The organism is Pseudomonas sp. RL_5y_Pfl2_73, from assembly GCF_963970515.1.
GTDB lineage: Bacteria > Pseudomonadota > Gammaproteobacteria > Pseudomonadales > Pseudomonadaceae > Aquipseudomonas.
This window is the reverse complement of record NZ_CAXAPD010000013.1, coordinates 57,115-73,108: the sequence shown is the minus strand read 5'-3', so window position 1 is coordinate 73,108 and position 15,994 is coordinate 57,115. Positions and strand designations below refer to the sequence as shown.

The following is a 15,994-nucleotide window of genomic DNA, read 5'->3' as shown; positions in this document are numbered from 1 at the left end:
CACCATGACCGCCATCGCTCGTATCACCCTGCTCACGCTCGTCATGGGCCTGAGTGCTTGTGCGGTCCAGCGCCCCTCGGCGCCGCTGCCACCGATCCCAGCGTCGACGCCGACCACCAAACCGGCCCCATCCACACCGCCGGGCAAGCCTGTCATCCCGAACAAGCCGGCCAAGCCGCTGCCGCGCACCTCCGCCAGTTTCGCCCCACCGCCGGGTGGCAACAGCCATTGGGACGCCAAGCTTGGGGTCTATGTGCTGGACAACCAGACGAACACGTTCTATCGCCAGCGAACCTATTACCGTTGGAACAACGGTTGGAGTCGTTCCATCAGCCCGAATGGCCCATGGGAAGACACCACCATCGAAGGCGTGCCAGCGGGCTTGGGGCGCCAGTTCCATTAAGCAGCGGAAGACCTTGCCCCCGCGGGACTCTGTAGGAGCTGCCGAAGGCTGCGATCTTTTGATCTTTTGATCTTTTGATCTTTCGCTTGGGATTCAAGTGTTTGGGGAAAGATCGCAGCCTCGTTGCCACTCGACAGCTCCTACGCAGCTCCTACACAGTTCCTACGCAGCTCCCGCATAGAGGGAGTAAGCGCTCTCGCCACCGTAGTGTTCGGCTCAACCGCATCGGCAGGCCGGGATTTTTGTGTTCCTGAATACTCTTTGAACGAAATTTTCACCCAGTCTTGCGGACAATCTCCCGCGCTCATATCGCCGCCGGTTATTTAATGGCTATGCCATAGCTGTTCGTGCAAGATCTGCGCACTCGCGCAAGCCCCAAGGCCAAGGCTTTGGTCAACAGAGGGCGCGCTGTTGTTTCTGTTTGTCACTCCAACTCCAATAGGGTCCTTAAACGACATGGCAATCCCGGACGCCCTGAGTCAGCAGCGCGCTACACATCGCCTGCTGCAACCGACCGTCAAATCGCACCTGTCCTACACGTTGCTTTGTGCCCTGGTGATGATGGTCATGTTCAGCCTGCTGCGCGTGGCGCTGCTGGTCTATAACCGCGAGATGATCCTCGACACCCCGGCCTCGACCTTCGTTGAAGCATTCGTCAACGGCCTGCGTTTCGACTTGCGCCTGGTGGTCTACCTTTGCATCCCGTTGTTGCTGGCGTTGTTCAGCGTAAGGGCCATGGCGGCCCGTGGGTTCTTTCGTTTCTGGTTGACCGTCACTTCCAGCATCGCGCTGTTCCTGGGCTTGATGGAGATGGACTTCTACCGTGAATTCCACCAGCGCCTCAATGGCCTGGTCTTCCAGTATGTAAAGGAAGACCCGAAAACCGTGATGAGCATGCTCTGGTACGGTTTTCCGGTGGTGCGCTACCTGCTGGCTTGGGTCGGTGGCACCCTCATCCTCAGCCTGGCGTTCAAGGGCGCCGACCGCGCCACGCGTCCCCGTGGGCCGTTCAGTGGCGGCACCATCGGCACCCGCCAGATCGCCCCCTGGTATGGGCGTGTCGCGGTGTTTGTCGTTTGCCTGCTGGTTGCCGTGACCGCCGCGCGCGGTACCTTGCGCCAAGGGCCGCCTCTGCGCTGGGGCGACGTCTACACCACCGATTCGAACTTCGCCAACCAGTTGGGCCTCAATGGCACGCTGTCGCTAGTGGCCGCGGCCAAGAACCGGATGTCCGAAGAGCGTGACAACATCTGGAAGGCCACCCTCGAGCAACCGCTGGCGCAGCAGACCGTGCGCGACATGCTGGTGATGCCCGACGATACACTCGTGGACCCCGAGACAGCCGCCGTGCGCCGCGACTACACGCCGCCGGCCGACAAGACCCTGCCGATCAAAAATGTGGTCGTGATCCTCATGGAAAGCATGGCCGGTCACTCGGTGGGCGCCTTGGGCGCGCCGGGCAACATCACGCCTTACCTGGACAAACTGTCCAAGGAAGGCCTGTTGTTCGACCGTTTCTTCTCCAACGGTACCCACACCCACCAAGGCATGTTCGCCACCATGGCGTGCTTCCCGAACCTGCCCGGTTTCGAATACCTGATGCAAACGCCAGAGGGCAGTCACAAGCTGTCGGGCCTGCCGCAACTGCTCAGCGCCCGTGACTACGACGACGTGTACGTCTACAACGGCGATTTCGCCTGGGACAACCAGTCGGGTTTCTTCAGCAGCCAGGGCATGACTACATTCATCGGGCGCAACGACTTTGTGAACCCGGTGTTCTCCGATCCGACCTGGGGTGTCTCCGACCAGGACATGTTCGACCGTGGCCTGATCGAGCTCAAGGCGCGGGAAAACGGCAAGCCGTTCTATGCCTTGCTGCAAAGCCTGTCCAACCACACTCCTTATGCGTTGCCGACGCCGTTGCCGGTCGAGCGGGTCACCGACCGCGGCAGCCTGAACGAACACCTGACCGCCATGCGCTACTCCGACTGGGCGCTGGGCCAGTTCTTCGAGAAGGCCCGCAAGGAGCCTTACTTCAAGGAAACCCTGTTCGTCGTGGTCGGCGATCATGGCTTTGGCAACGAGCGCCAGCTCACCGAGATGGATCTGGGCCGTTTCAACGTGCCGATGCTGTTGATCGGCCCGGGCGTCCAGGAAAAGTTCGGCCAGCGTAACCACACCGTGGGCACCCAGGTCGACATCGTGCCGACCATCATGGGCCGGATCGGTGGGCAAGTACGCAACCAGTGCTGGGGCCGGGACCTGTTGAACCTGCCGCAAGGCGATCCCGGCTTTGGTGTGATCAAACCGTCGGGCAGTGATCAAACCACCGCGATCATCCGGGGTGACGCGGTCCTGATGCTACCGAAGGAAAAGGAAATGGCGCCGAAGATGTATCGCTATGAGCTGGGCGCCAATCCGCGTGCGGAAGTCATCCCGGATGCACCGGACACTGCCGAGATGAAACTCAAGCTCGAAGCTTTCCTGCAAACCGCGACCAAGAGCCTGGTGGATAACACCGCTGGCGTCGTTGACGGCAAGCCGGACTGATAAACGGCGCACATAAAAAAGAGGCCTGCAAAGGCCTCTTTTTTTTTGCGTTTACTGAGTGGTTTATATCTTGCCCAGTAGTAGCAGGACCAACAGCACCACCAACACCACACCGATGATACCGGACGGGCCGTAACCCCAACTTCTGGAGTGCGGGAAGACAGGGAGACCACCGATCAGCAGGAGGATCAGGATAATGATAAGTATTGTGCCCATTGTAGATTTCCTTATTGGTCAGTTCTGGAGTGATACAACTTCCAACTACCAGCGCGCATGCGTTAAATCCGGGCGGCTTAATAACTTCGACCGTAGCGTCTTGTAGAAAATTCAAAGTTTTTGTTGGCCCTCGTAGGCGCTGTCGAGTGAAACGAGGCTGCGATCTTTTCTGGGGCTTTCATTCGACAGCCCCTGGCAGCGCCCACAGTTTGCCCTCGCCATTCAGCAATCTGATGGAGCGTGGGTCCGTTGAACACCTTCGCTACACTCGGCCTATCTCTCCCGGAACAACAAGGCTGTTTGCTATGCAAAATCGCATGATGATCACTGGTGCCGGCTCCGGCCTGGGTCGCGAAATCGCGCTGCGCTGGGCCCGCGAAGGATGGCGTCTGGCCTTATCGGATGTCAGCGAGCCGGGCCTTGTGCAAACCCTCAAGCTTGTACGTGGTGCCGGTGGCGACGGCTTCATCCAGCGCTGCGATGTACGCGACTACAGCCAATTGACTGCGTTCGCCCAGGCCTGCGAAGAAAAGTTCGGCGGTATCGATATCATCGTCAACAATGCCGGCGTGGCCTCGGGCGGCTTCTTCAGCGAGCTTTCCCTGGAGGATTGGGACTGGCAGATCGCGATCAACCTCATGGGCGTGGTCAAGGGCTGCAAGGCGTTCCTGCCGTTGCTGGAAAAAAGCCGCGGCAAGATCATCAACATCGCTTCTATGGCAGCCCTGATGCAGGGCCCGGCCATGAGCAACTACAACGTGGCCAAGGCGGGTGTCGTGGCGCTGTCGGAAAGTCTGCTGGTGGAACTGGCGCAGCAGGAAGTTGGCGTACACGTGGTGTGCCCGTCATTCTTCCAGACCAATCTGCTGGACTCCTTCCGCGGCCCGACCCCGGCCATGAAAGCCCAGGTTGGCAAGTTGCTGGAAAGCTCACCGATCAGCGCCACGGATATTGCTGACTACATCTACCAGCAGGTCGCCCAGGGTCAGTTCATGATCCTGCCCCACGAACAGGGGCGTATGGCTTGGGCCCTCAAGCAGAAGAACCCACAGCTGCTGTACGACGAAATGACCGTTATGGCCGACAAGATGCGCGCCAAGGCCCGGCAAACCCCCAATTGACCTGAATGCCCGATGTCCTCAGGATGGCGCCATTCGACCCTCCTGATGGACATCTGCATGCTCAATTACCTGTGGTTTTTTCTCGCCGCGCTGTTTGAGATCGCGGGCTGCTACGCCTTCTGGATGTGGTTGCGCCAGGGCAAAAGCGCCTGGTGGATCGCCCCGGCGTTGCTCAGCCTCACGTTGTTCGCCTTGTTGCTGACCCGCGTCGAAGCGACGTACGCCGGGCGCGCCTACGCCGCTTATGGCGGCCTCTATATCATTGCCTCGATCGGCTGGCTGACGGTGGTTGAGCGAGTGCGGCCACTGGGGTCCGACTGGATTGGCGTGGCGCTCTGCGTGTTGGGGGCGAGTGTGATTCTATTCGGTCCGCGGTTCTCGGCGCCCTGAAATAACCGGCGGTCCGACAGGGTTTTGCAGGAAGTTTCCGTCAGTCACAAGAACTTTGCTTGTAGGGCCTTACTGAATTCTCGCGGGTGTCTTGAGAACGGGAAACAGGCCGGGCATGGTCAGGGTCCAGACATTCTTAAGGACAAGAACCATGCTTGTATTAAGCCGCGCTGTAGGTGAGTTGATTTCCATCGGTGACGATATTTCCGTCCGTGTGCTGTCGATCAGCGGTGGCACGGTGCGTTTTGGCGTGGAAGCGCCACGACACGTCGATGTCCATCGCTCCGAAATCTACGAGAAGATCCAGAAGAGAAAGGCCCATGCCACTCGCAAGGCCTGTTCAGTCGAATAGGTGTTTGGGCACGTCGTGCTTGAGCATCAGTTGACACTGTTCACTTTCGGGGTCGAAGACAATCAACGCCTGGCCTTTGGTCAGGGCTTGCCTGACCCGTAGAACCCTTGTTTCCAGGGGCGTGTCGTCACCATTGTCGGTGCCGTCGCGGGTCACGAAATCCTCGATCAGGCGGGTGAGCGTGTCGACTTCGAGTTGGTCGTGGGGGATGAGCATGGGGTACCTCGGCTAGACAATAGAGCGATGCTACGGCCAATGGGCTTTTGCGGCTAGCCTTGGGTTTTGCGGCGTTTGTTCAGACCTCATCGCGAGCAGACTCGCTCCCACATTGGTTCTGCGTCGAGCGCAAAGTTCAAGTCCAATGAAGATCAACCTGTGGGAGCGAGCCTGCTCGCGATGGCGATATGCCTGGCAATGAAAATGCTGGGTCAGTTATCGGAGCGTTGCCCCAGCAGGCTATCCACCGATGGCACTCGGGTATCACTTTCCATCTGAGTATCGTGTTCGATCTGATGACTGAAGCGGTCCAGTGAGCCTTGGGCTGGTTGCGCGTCGCTGGCGAACACCGGTGGGCTGAGGATGTAGGCGCCGAGCAGGCGACTGAGGGCGGCCAGGCTGTCAATGTGGGTGCGCTCGTAGCCATGGGTGGCGTCGCAGCCGAAGGCGAGCAGGGCGGTGCGGATATCGTGGCCAGCGGTGATGGCCGAATGAGCGTCGCTGAAGTAGTAGCGGAACAGGTCACGGCATGCGGGTACCTCGTTCTCCTTGGCCAGTTTCAACAAATGCCGCGACAGGTGATAGTCGTAGGGGCCTCCGGAGTCCTGCATGGCCACGCTGACCGAATGTTCGCTTGAGTGCTGGCCAGGGGCGACGGGCGCGATGTCGATGCCGACGAATTCGCTGACGTCCCAAGGCAGTGCGGCCGCTGCACCGCTGCCGGTTTCCTCGGTGATGGTGAACAACGGGTGACAATCGATCAGCAGTTCTTCACCGCTGTCAACAATCGCCTTGAGCGCTGCCAGCAGCGCCGCGACCCCGGCCTTGTCGTCCAGGTGCCGGGCGCTGATGTGGCCGCTTTCGGTGAATTCCGGCAGGGGATCGAAGGCGACGTAATCGCCGATGCCCACCCCCAGGGTTTCGCAATCGGCGCGAGTGGCGCAGTAGGCGTCCAGGCGCAGCTCGATGTGGTCCCAACTGATGGGCAGTTCATCCACGGCGGTATTGAACGCGTGCCCGGACGCCATCAACGGCAGCACGCTGCCACGAATCACGCCGGTGTCGGTAAACAGGCTGACCCGGCTGCCTTCGGCAAATCGGCTGGACCAGCAGCCCACCGGTGCCAGTGTCAGGCGGCCGTTGTCCTTGATGGCTCGCACCGAGGCTCCGATGGTATCCAGGTGCGCCGACACGGCCCGGTCGGGGCTGCTCTTGCGGCCCTTGAGGGTGGCGCGGATCGTGCCGCGGCGGGTCATTTCAAAATCGATACCCAGCTCTTCGAGCCGCTCGGCGACATAACGCACGATGGTGTCGGTAAAACCGGTAGGGCTGGGAATGGCGAGCATCTCCAGCAGGACCTTTTGCAGGTATTCGAGATCCGGTTCGGGAATTTTACTGATCATGGAAACTCCTCACGGAACAATAAGTTGAAGTAGGGGAACCTTGTGGCCAGAGATTGCTCCCACTGGGCTCTGTAGGAGCTGGCGAAGCCTGCGATCTTTTGATCTTTTGATCTTTCGCTTGAGATTTAAGTGTTTGGGGAAAGATCGCAGCCTCGTTGCACTCGACAGCTCCTACACAGCTCCTACACAGCGCCTACACGGCTTCTGCGCGGTTTCTGCGCGGCTTCTGTGGCCTAGCGGGAGCAAAGGGTTAAGCCACCGCCTGGCTATGGGGAAATAACAAGTCCACAAAGCGTTCGGCGGTGGGTTGTGGTTCGTGGTTGGCCAGGCCTGCGCGTTCGTTGGCTTCGATGAACACGTACTCCGGTTGATCGGCCGCCGGCACCAGCAGGTCGAGGCCGACCATGGGGATGTCCAGCGCCCGCGCGGCGCGCACCGCCGCGTCGACAAGGGTCGGATGCAGGATGCCGGTGACATCCTCCAGCACGCCGCCGGTATGAAGGTTCGCCGTACGCCGTACGAACAGGTGCTCCCCTGCGGGCAGCACGCTGTCGTAGTCGAACCCCGCCGCGCTGAGCGTGCGCAGGGTCTCGGTATCCATCGGGATTTTGCTTTCGCCACCCGTGGCGGCTTGCCGTCGTCGGCTCTGGGCTTCGATCAACGCGCCGATGGTGTGCCGGCCGTCGCCGATCACCTCCGCCGGGCGCCGGATCGCCGCCGCCGCCACTTCAAAGCCGATCACCAGGATGCGCAGGTCCAGCCCCTCGTGGAAACTTTCCAGCAAGACCTGGCTATCGAACTGCCGAGCCGTTTCGATGGCGCTCTGCACCTCCTCGATGGTGCGCAGATCCACCGCCACGCCTTGGCCCTGTTCACCGTCCAGCGGCTTGACCACCACCTGTTCGTGCTCATCGAGAAACGCCAGGTTGTCATCGGCATTGCCCGCCAACTGTTGGGCCGGCAGGTTCAGACCGGCGTTTTTCAGCACCTTGTGGGTCAGGCTTTTGTTCTGGCACAGGGTCATGCTGATGGCGCTGGTCAGGTCGCTCAGGGATTCGCGGCATCGCACCCGGCGGCTGCCGTGGACCAGGGTGAACAAGCCGGCCTCGGCATCGTCCACCTGCACGTCGATGCCTCGACGGTGGGCTTCTTCGACAATGATTCGCGCATAAGGATTGAACTGCGCTTCGGGGCCTGGCCCCAGGAACAACGGCTGGTTGATACAGTTCTTGCGTTTGATGGCGAAGGTCGAGAGATTGCGAAAACCGAGTTTGGCGTAGAGGTTTTTCGCCAGGCGGTTGTCGTGCAACACCGACAAGTCGAGGTAACTCAAGCCACGGCTCATGAAATGCTCGATGAGGTGACGCACCAGCACTTCGCCAACCCCGGGCCGCGGGCATTGCGGATCGACGGCCAGGCACCAGAGGCTGCTGCCGTTTTCCGGGTCGTTGAAGGCCTTCTGATGATTGAGGCCCATGACGCTGCCGATCACCGCGCCGGTGTCGTCATCTTCGGCCAGCCAGTAGACCGGGCCACCCTCATGACGCGGGGTCAGGCGCAGCGGGTCGATGGGCAACATGCCCCGGGCCTGGTAGAGCTGGTTGATGGCCTGCCAGTCGGTTTCGCTCTGGGCCCGACGGATCCGAAAGCCGCGAAACACACGGGTGGACTGGCGATAGTCGCTGAACCAAAGGCGCAAGGTGTCGGATGGATCGAGGAACAGTTGTGCCGGTTCCAGCCCCAGCACTTGCTGGGGCGCGGCCACGTACAAGGCAATGTCGCGCTCGCCGGTTTGTTCGTTGAGCAGTTCCCGGGCCAGGCTTGCCGGGTCCGGGAAGGTGTGGCCGATCAAAAGTCGGCCCCAGCCGCAATGCACTGCGATCGGGTCGGCACCCAACTCGCTACCGTCTTCGGCCAGGCGCGCCTGCAGGCGTTCGTAGGAGGGCGCCTGGCCGCGCAAGAGGCGTTGGTTGTGAACCGTTGCATGAGGTTTCATCGATCAGATTCCTTGCTCGCTGAGCCACAGGTTCAGTGCCGCCAGTTGCCACAGCCGGGAACCGCGCAAGGGTGTGAGCTGGCCGTTGGGGTCGGTCAGCAGACGGTCGAGCATGGCCGGGTTGAACAGGCCGCGGTCCTGGCTCGGATCCAGTAGCAATTCACGGACCCAGGCCAGGGTGTTGCCTTCCAGGTGCTTGAGGCCTGGCACCGGGAAATAGCCCTTCTTGCGGTCGATCACCTCGCTGGGGATCACTCGCCGGGCGGCTTCCTTGAGCACCTGCTTGCCGCCATCGGGCAGCTTGAACTTCGCCGGGACCCGGGCCGAAAGTTCCACCAGGCGGTAGTCCAGGAAGGGCGTGCGCGCTTCCAGGCCCCAGGCCATGGTCATGTTGTCGACGCGCTTGACCGGGTCATCCACCAGCATCACGGTGCTGTCCAGGCGCAGGGCCTTGTCTACCGCCGCATCGGCCCCGGGCTGGGCGAAATGCTCTTTGACGAAATCACCGGCCGCATCATTGGCTGTCAACCATTTGGGCTGCACGGTGGCGGCATATTCTTCGTAGCTGCGGTCGAAGAAGGCGGCGCGATAGGCCGCGTACGGATCGCTGGCACCATCGACTTGCGGGTACCAGTGATAACCGGCGAACAGCTCGTCGGCGCCCTGGCCGCTTTGCACCACTTTGCAGTGCTTGGCCACTTCCCGCGACAGCAGGTAGAAGGCGATGCAGTCGTGGCTGACCATCGGCTCGCTCATGGCACGGAACGCTGCCGGCAGTTGCTCGATGATCTCTTTCTCGTCGATGCGCAGTTGGTGGTGGCGGGTGCCGTAGTGCTTGGCGATCAGGTCCGAATACTGGAATTCGTCACCGCGCTCACCGCCGGCATCCTGGAAACCGATAGAGAAGGTCGACAGGTCTTCTACACCGACTTCCCGCAGCAGGCCCACGAGCATGCTCGAGTCCACGCCGCCGGAAAGCAGCACGCCGACATCCACGGCGGCGCGTTGGCGAATGGCGACCGCATCACGGGTGCTGTCGAGCACGCGGTCGATCCAGTCTTCCAGGTTCAGGTGCTGTTCGTCGGCCCGGGGACCGTAGGGCAGGGTCCACCAGGTTTTCTGCTCGGTGCTGCCGTCGGCTTCGATGCGCATCCAGGTGGCGGGCGGCAGTTTTTCAACGCCAGCCAGCAAGGTGCGAGGCGCCGGGACCACGGCGTGGAAATTCAGGTAATGGTTGAGGGCTACCGGGTCGAGCATCGGGTTGATATCGCCGCCCTTGAGCAGCGCCGGTAATGCCGAGGCAAAACGTAGCCGCTGGCCGGTGCGCGACAGGTACAGGGGCTTGACGCCGAGGCGGTCGCGGGCAATGAACAGCCGCTTGGCATCGCGTTCCCAGATGGCGAAGGCGAACATGCCGTTGAGTTTGGGCAGCAGCGCTTCGCCCCAGGCGTGGTAGCCCTTGAGCAGCACTTCGGTGTCGCCACCGGAATAGAAGGTGTAGCCCAGGCCTTCGAGCTCGCTGCGCAGTTCCGGGTAGTTGTAGATCGCGCCGTTGAAGGCCAGGGACAGGCCCAGTTGGTTGTCGATCATCGGCTGGGCCGAGCCGTCCGACAGGTCCATGATTTTCAGGCGCCGATGGCCCAGGGCAATGGGGCCCTGGCTATGGAAGCCCCAGGCGTCGGGGCCGCGAGGGGCCAGGTGATGGGTGATTCGCTCTACGGCCGCAAGGTCCGCAGGTTGTTGATCGAAACGTAACTCTCCAGCTAATCCGCACATAAGTCCTTACCGGTTTTTCCGTTGGGGAGGGGTCACAAGCATACACGCCGAAAGAGCGAGTATCCTAAAACTGACCGAAGGGATTGCTGTGAGTTTTAGATCAATTCGTTATAAGCCGGAGAGATGGGGGGCTGGCCTGCCACAGGATTTGGGGTGAGCCCGGCATCTGTGTCAGGCCTTACCCCGAATCAATGCCCGCAACGCAAACCGGTTCGGATGGCAGGCCTCGGCCACGCTGCGGGGCAGTGGCAGGGGTTCGTTGTCCAGCCAGGCGGCGATCAGTTCACCCGACAGGGGGGCGGTGATCAGGCCGCGGGAGCCGTGACCGCTGTTGATGTACAGGCCATCGAGCCACGGGCAGGGAGTGTCTGGCACCTGGCGGGCGTCCTTGCCCAGGGCCGCATAGGCCTCGGCAAAGGTCTGGCGGTCCGCTAATGGGCCGACAATCGGCAGGTAATCCGGGCTGGTGCAACGGAATGCCGCACGGCCTTCGAGGCGTTCCGGGTCCAGGCTGCCAGCGTTCAGGCGGTTCACCAAGTCTTGGGAGATTTCTTCGAGCATCTGCAGGTTGCCAGCGTGTTCGGCGGCGGTGGGGGTGAGGTCGTCGCTGTTGAAATCGAAACTGGCGCCCAGGGTGTGCTCGCCCTGCCGCGGCGGGGCCACATAGCCTTCGGCACAAACCACGGTCGCCAGGCTCTGGCTGCGGGTGGTTTGCGGCAACCGGGTGATTTGCCCGCGAATACGCTTGAGCGGTAATTCGGCGGCTGGTTCGAAACGCTTGATCTCGGCAGCGCTGGCCAGGATCACCACCGGCGCACTGGCCAGGCATCGTTCGCCGTCCCACGCCTGCCACTGGCCGTCCACGCGGCGCAGTGACAAGACGTCATGATGGGGCTGGACGTCAATCGTCGTGCCCGAGGCTTGCCAGCGACACAATGCCGGCGGATGCACCCAGCCGCCCTCGGGATAAAACAGACCACCACAGGCCAGGTCGATGCCGGCCCGCACCTGGGCCTCGGGCTGATCGAGGGTGTGCAGCAGATCCCTTGGGAACGCCTCGGCCAGTTGCGCCTGACGCTCGGCTTCCTTGCTATTGAAGGCCAGTTGCAAGACCCCGCAGGCGTCCCAATCAATGCCGCGTTGCAGTTGCTCCAACACACGCCGGGTGTAACCGAAACCGCTGAGGATCATTTGCGACAGCGCCGTGCCATGGGCCGATAGCTTGAGGTACAGCACGCCTTGCGGGTTGCCGGAGGCTTCCTCGGCCAACCGGGCATGACGCTCCAGCAGCGTCACCTGCCAGCCACGCGCGGCGAGGCTGGCAGCGCTGGCACAACCGGCCAGGCCGCCACCGATCACCAGTGCCCGGCGTTCGCCGGTTTGCGGCATGGGGCGGGCGTACCAGGGTTTTGCCGGGGACGGTGCTGGTGTCTGCTCCGGCCAGCCGAGAAACACACCGCGCAGGATTTCCCACTTATGGCCGATGCCCGGCGTGCGCTTCATCTTGAAGCCTGCCGCGTTCAGCAATCGCCGGACCCAACCGGTGCTGGTGAAGGTGCTGAGGGTGGCGCCGGGAGCCGCCAGCCGGGCCAGTTCGGCGAACAGCTCGGCGGTCCACATCTCGGGGTTCCTGGCTGGCGCGAAGCCGTCCAGGAACCAGGCGTCGATCTGTCCGTCCAGCTGCGGTAGCTGCTGCAGGGCATCGCCGATCAACAAGGTCAGCGTCACCCGTCCGTTCGCCAAGACCAGGCGTTGGAAACCCTGGTGGATCGCCACGTACTGCTCAAGCAACGGCTCGGCTTGAAGGCTGAGTTGCGGCCACAGGGCCAGGGCCCGGCGCAGGTCCTGGGGGCTCAAGGGGTATTTCTCGACACTGACAAAATGCAGCCGGGCGCCTGCCGGTGCGCACTGTTCGAACAGTTGCCAGGCGCAGAGGAAATTCAAGCCGGTGCCAAATCCGGTTTCGCCGATCACTAGCCGCCCGTCATCGGCCAGGGCGGCGAAGCGCTCGGCCAGGTTGTTCTGCTCAAGGAACACATACCGGGTTTCTTCCAGCCCCGACTGGTCGGAAAAATACACATCGTCGAAGACCCGCGAACGCGGGCGACCCTGATCATCCCAGTCGAGTTGGGCGTGTTGCTGGATGGGTGTCATGGCAGGCTCGGTCAAAACTGAGCGGCCATTCTAGCCGATCGCTTGCCGATTGCCGCTGCATACGCACCAGTGGAGCTGACGAGTGCAACGAGGCTGCGATCTTGCCCCAAACAACTGAGTCGAAAGCGAATGATCAAGATCAAAGGATCGCAGTCTTGCTTCGCTCGGCAGCTCCTACACAAAGCACACGGGCCGCATCCAATCCGCTAATCTTGGCCCATCCCCGGAAGGAGCTGCCCATGTTTGAATCCGCTGAAATCGGCCATGCCATTGATAAAGACACCTTCGAGGCCGAAGTGCCGGCCCTGCGTGAAGCGCTGTTGGAGGCGCAGTTCGAGTTGCAGCAGCAGGGCCGGTTTCCGGTCATCGTGCTGATCAATGGTGTCGAAGGCGCGGGCAAGGGCGAGACGGTGAAGTTGCTCAACGAGTGGATGGACCCGCGGCTGATCGAAGTGCGCACCTTCGACCAACAGACTGACGAGGAACTGGCGCGGCCTCCGGCGTGGCGCTACTGGCGGAAGCTGCCGGCCAAGGGACGCATGGGGATTTTTTTTGGCAACTGGTACAGCCAGATGCTGCAAGGCCGGGTCCATGGCGAGTTCAAGGACCCACGGCTCGACCAGGCGATTGCCGGTGCCGAGCGCCTGGAAAAAATGCTCTGCGACGAAGGCGCGCTGATCTTCAAGTTCTGGTTCCATTTGTCCAAGAAGCAGATGAAGGCCCGGCTCAAGGGGCTCAAGGACGACCCGCTGCACAGCTGGCGCATCAGCCCGCTGGACTGGCAGCAGTCCCAGACCTACGACAAGTTCGTCAAATACGGCGAGCGCATACTGCGGCGCACCAGTCGCGATTATGCACCCTGGCATGTGATCGAAGGCATGGACAGCTATTATCGCAGCCTCACCGTCGGGCGGATCCTGCTCGATGGCATGCGACAGGCCCTGGACCGGCAGAAGGTCAAGCCGCAAAAGGTTAGCGTGGCGCCGCTGCCCGCGCTGGACGGCCAGGTCACGCTGCTCGACAGCCTGGACATGACCCGACGCCTGGACAAGGCCGATTACGAAGAGCAACTGATCACCGAGCAGGCGCGGTTCTCCGGCCTGCTGCGGGACAAACGCATGCGCCAGCATGCCTTGGTGGCGGTGTTCGAAGGCAATGACGCGGCAGGCAAGGGCGGGGCGATCCGGCGGGTCGCGGCCGCCCTGGACCCGCGTCAATACAACATCGTGCCGATTGCCGCGCCCACTGAAGAGGAGCGCGCCCATCCCTACATGTGGCGGTTCTGGCGGCATATTCCCGCGCGGGGCAAGTTCACCATGTTCGACCGCTCCTGGTACGGCCGGGTGCTGGTGGAGCGGGTCGAAGGGTTTTGCAGCCAGGCCGACTGGCTGAGGGCCTACGGAGAAATCAACGACTTCGAAGAGCAGATTGCCGATGCCGGCGTGGTGGTGGTCAAGTTCTGGCTGGCCATCGACAAGCAAACCCAGCTGGAGCGTTTCCAGGAGCGCGAGGAAATCCCGTTCAAACGCTTCAAGATCACCGAGGATGACTGGCGCAACCGCGACAAGTGGGACGCTTACCGGGCCGCGGTATGCGACATGGTCGACCGCACCAGCACCGAGATTTCCCCTTGGACATTGGTGGAAGCCAACGACAAGCGCTGGGCGCGGGTGAAGGTGTTGCGCACCCTCAACCAGGCGCTGGAGGCGGCTTTCGAGCGGAGCGCAAGGCAGGCTCGCAAGAAAAAGAAACGCTAGAACGATGGGGGCGCATACGCGGGGTGAATGATTGTCGCAGTCGGTTGTGCAGTGGATTTATGCTCGATTCACTCTCAACCGACTCCAACAATGAGGTACAGCCATGCGTGAAGTGGTGATCGTCGACAGCGTACGGACCGGCCTGGCCAAGTCCTTTCGTGGCAAGTTCAACATGACCCGTCCAGACGACCTGGCGGCCCATTGTGTCGATGCCTTGCTGGCGCGCAACGACATCAACCCGGCCAGTGTCGAGGATTGCATCGTGGGGGCCGGGTCCAATGAAGGCGCCCAGGGCTACAACATCGGGCGCAACGTGGCGGTGCTCTCGCAACTGGGCACCGGCACGGCCGGCATGACCCTCAACCGCTTCTGTTCCTCGGGCCTGCAAGCCATTGCCATCGCCGCCAACCAGATCGCTTCCGGTTGCAGCGACATCATCGTTGCCGGCGGGGTGGAATCCATCAGCCTGACGATGAAAAGCGTCAACACCGACCACCTGATCAACCCGCTGCTCAAGGAGCAGGTGCCCGGGATTTATTTCCCCATGGGCCAGACGGCCGAGATCGTCGCCCGCCGTTACCAGGTCAGTCGCGAGGAGCAGGACCGCTACGCCTTGCAGAGCCAGCAGCGCACCGCCAAGGCCCAAGCGGCCGGGTTGTTCGATGATGAAATCGTCCCGATGGCGGTCAAGTACCGAGTCGAGGACAAGCAGACCGGTGCGGTGCAGATGCTCGAGGGCATGGTCGATCGCGATGATTGCAACCGCCCGGACACCACCTATGAAAGTCTGGCCGGCCTGAAACCGGTGTTCGCCGAAGACGGTTCGGTAACGGCGGGTAACTCGTCGCAGTTGTCCGACGGGGCGTCGATGACCTTGGTGATGAGCCTGGAAAAAGCCCTGGCGCTGGGGCTCAAGCCCAAAGCGTTTTTCCGCGGCTTCACCGTGGCCGGTTGCGAGCCGGACGAGATGGGCATCGGCCCGGTGTTTTCGGTGCCCAAGCTGCTCAAGGCCAAGGGCTTGCAGATCGCCGATATCGACCTGTGGGAACTCAACGAGGCGTTTGCTTCCCAGTGCCTGTACAGCCGCAACCGGCTGGAAATCGATCCCGAGAAATACAACGTCAACGGCGGCTCGATCTCCATCGGCCATCCGTTCGGCATGACCGGCTCGCGGCAAGTGGGGCATCTGGTGCGTGAGCTGCAACGACGCAACCTGCGCTACGGCATCGTGACCATGTGCGTGGGCGGCGGGATGGGGGCTACGGGGTTGTTTGAAGCGGTGAGATAACCGCTGTGTAGGAGCTGCCGAGTGCAACGAGGCTGCGATCTTTCCCAAGACACTTGAATCTCAAGCGAAAGATCAAAAGATCGCAGGCTTCGCCAGCGCCTACAGAGCCCAGCTGCGCTAGCTGGCTTCCTGAGTCAGTTGCAGCACTTGCTGGATATACGCCTCCACCTCCCGCAACGCCTCCTCGCGACTGGCGAACGGCCCTTCCTCGGTGTCTTCCCGGGTGTTGAAGTAGAACTCGCCGTTTATCCGGCAAATCCGGTCACTGGGGAAGACCATCACAGGGGTGACGTCCTGGGCGCGTTTGCCAAGCATGGGAGGCTCCAAAGAAAGCAGGTATCAAGTTGAGTGAAGTTTAGGGGCTGGCGTTGA

General features: G+C 61.7%; 14 protein-coding genes. 7 read left to right on the top strand and 7 right to left on the bottom strand.

The window, feature by feature from the left end; genetic code table 11:
- Positions 1–4 precede the first annotated feature (4 nt).
- Together AACY42_RS14650 and AACY42_RS14645 are read left to right on the top strand one after the other, a co-directional pair.
- Positions 5–403, top strand: coding sequence for a hypothetical protein (locus AACY42_RS14650; protein WP_339480285.1), 399 nt, complete (start codon positions 5–7; stop codon positions 401–403).
- Between the two features lie 456 nt (positions 404–859).
- Positions 860–2,953: an LTA synthase family protein gene (locus tag AACY42_RS14645; protein ID WP_339480283.1), complete on the top strand. Its 2,094-nt coding sequence runs from the start codon at positions 860–862 to the stop codon at positions 2,951–2,953.
- A gap of 63 nt (positions 2,954–3,016) precedes the next feature.
- Here the strand turns inward: AACY42_RS14645 and AACY42_RS14640 are convergent, their stop codons facing one another.
- The gene (locus AACY42_RS14640) at positions 3,017–3,169 is read right to left on the bottom strand and encodes a DUF3309 family protein (protein ID WP_003183939.1); all 153 of its coding nucleotides are present in this window, start codon (positions 3,167–3,169) and stop codon (positions 3,017–3,019) included.
- A 305-nt stretch (positions 3,170–3,474) separates the two neighbouring features.
- Between AACY42_RS14640 and AACY42_RS14635 the strand changes: the two genes are divergently transcribed.
- The 3 genes from AACY42_RS14635 (at position 3,475) to csrA (ending at position 5,032) form a co-directional block, all read left to right on the top strand.
- On the top strand, positions 3,475–4,290 hold the full coding sequence (locus AACY42_RS14635; protein WP_339480280.1) for an SDR family oxidoreductase: 816 nt from the start codon (positions 3,475–3,477) through the stop codon (positions 4,288–4,290).
- Positions 4,291–4,347: 57 nt separating this feature from the next.
- Positions 4,348–4,680 (top strand): YnfA family protein, encoded by a 333-nt coding sequence (locus AACY42_RS14630; RefSeq protein WP_339480488.1) that lies wholly within the window; start codon positions 4,348–4,350, stop codon positions 4,678–4,680.
- A 151-nt stretch (positions 4,681–4,831) separates the two neighbouring features.
- Entirely contained in the window at positions 4,832–5,032 is a 201-nt protein-coding gene (gene csrA / locus AACY42_RS14625) for a carbon storage regulator CsrA (protein ID WP_339480278.1), read from the top strand.
- Here csrA and AACY42_RS14620 read toward each other — a convergent pair.
- The 5 genes from AACY42_RS14620 to mnmC form a co-directional block, all read right to left on the bottom strand.
- Positions 5,021–5,248 (bottom strand): YheU family protein, encoded by a 228-nt coding sequence (locus AACY42_RS14620; RefSeq protein ID WP_003199186.1) that lies wholly within the window; start codon positions 5,246–5,248, stop codon positions 5,021–5,023. The two genes, csrA and AACY42_RS14620, sit on opposite strands and share 12 nt — an antisense overlap.
- A gap of 212 nt (positions 5,249–5,460) precedes the next feature.
- Complete coding sequence (locus AACY42_RS14615; RefSeq protein WP_445261541.1) at positions 5,461–6,651, bottom strand: osmoprotectant NAGGN system M42 family peptidase; 1,191 nt, start codon at positions 6,649–6,651, stop codon at positions 5,461–5,463.
- Positions 6,652–6,901: 250 nt separating this feature from the next.
- A complete protein-coding gene (ngg, locus tag AACY42_RS14610) occupies positions 6,902–8,647 on the bottom strand; it encodes an N-acetylglutaminylglutamine synthetase (protein WP_339480277.1) in 1,746 nt (581 codons plus the stop codon).
- 3 nt (positions 8,648–8,650) lie between these two features.
- Positions 8,651–10,423 (bottom strand): N-acetylglutaminylglutamine amidotransferase, encoded by a 1,773-nt coding sequence (locus AACY42_RS14605; protein WP_339480276.1) that lies wholly within the window; start codon positions 10,421–10,423, stop codon positions 8,651–8,653.
- Positions 10,424–10,594: 171 nt separating this feature from the next.
- Positions 10,595–12,577, bottom strand: a complete 1,983-nt coding sequence (mnmC, locus tag AACY42_RS14600; protein ID WP_339480275.1) for a bifunctional tRNA (5-methylaminomethyl-2-thiouridine)(34)-methyltransferase MnmD/FAD-dependent 5-carboxymethylaminomethyl-2-thiouridine(34) oxidoreductase MnmC — start codon at positions 12,575–12,577, stop codon at positions 10,595–10,597.
- 239 nt (positions 12,578–12,816) lie between these two features.
- Here mnmC and pap point away from each other — a divergent pair, with 239 nt between their 5' ends.
- A complete protein-coding gene (gene pap / locus AACY42_RS14595) occupies positions 12,817–14,334 on the top strand; it encodes a polyphosphate:AMP phosphotransferase (protein ID WP_339480273.1) in 1,518 nt (505 codons plus the stop codon).
- Between the two features lie 103 nt (positions 14,335–14,437).
- Positions 14,438–15,622 (top strand): thiolase family protein, encoded by a 1,185-nt coding sequence (locus AACY42_RS14590; protein ID WP_339480272.1) that lies wholly within the window; start codon positions 14,438–14,440, stop codon positions 15,620–15,622.
- A 117-nt stretch (positions 15,623–15,739) separates the two neighbouring features.
- Here the strand turns inward: AACY42_RS14590 and AACY42_RS14585 are convergent, their stop codons facing one another.
- Positions 15,740–15,937, bottom strand: a complete 198-nt coding sequence (locus AACY42_RS14585; protein WP_339480271.1) for a DUF6316 family protein — start codon at positions 15,935–15,937, stop codon at positions 15,740–15,742.
- Positions 15,938–15,994: the final 57 nt, after the last annotated feature.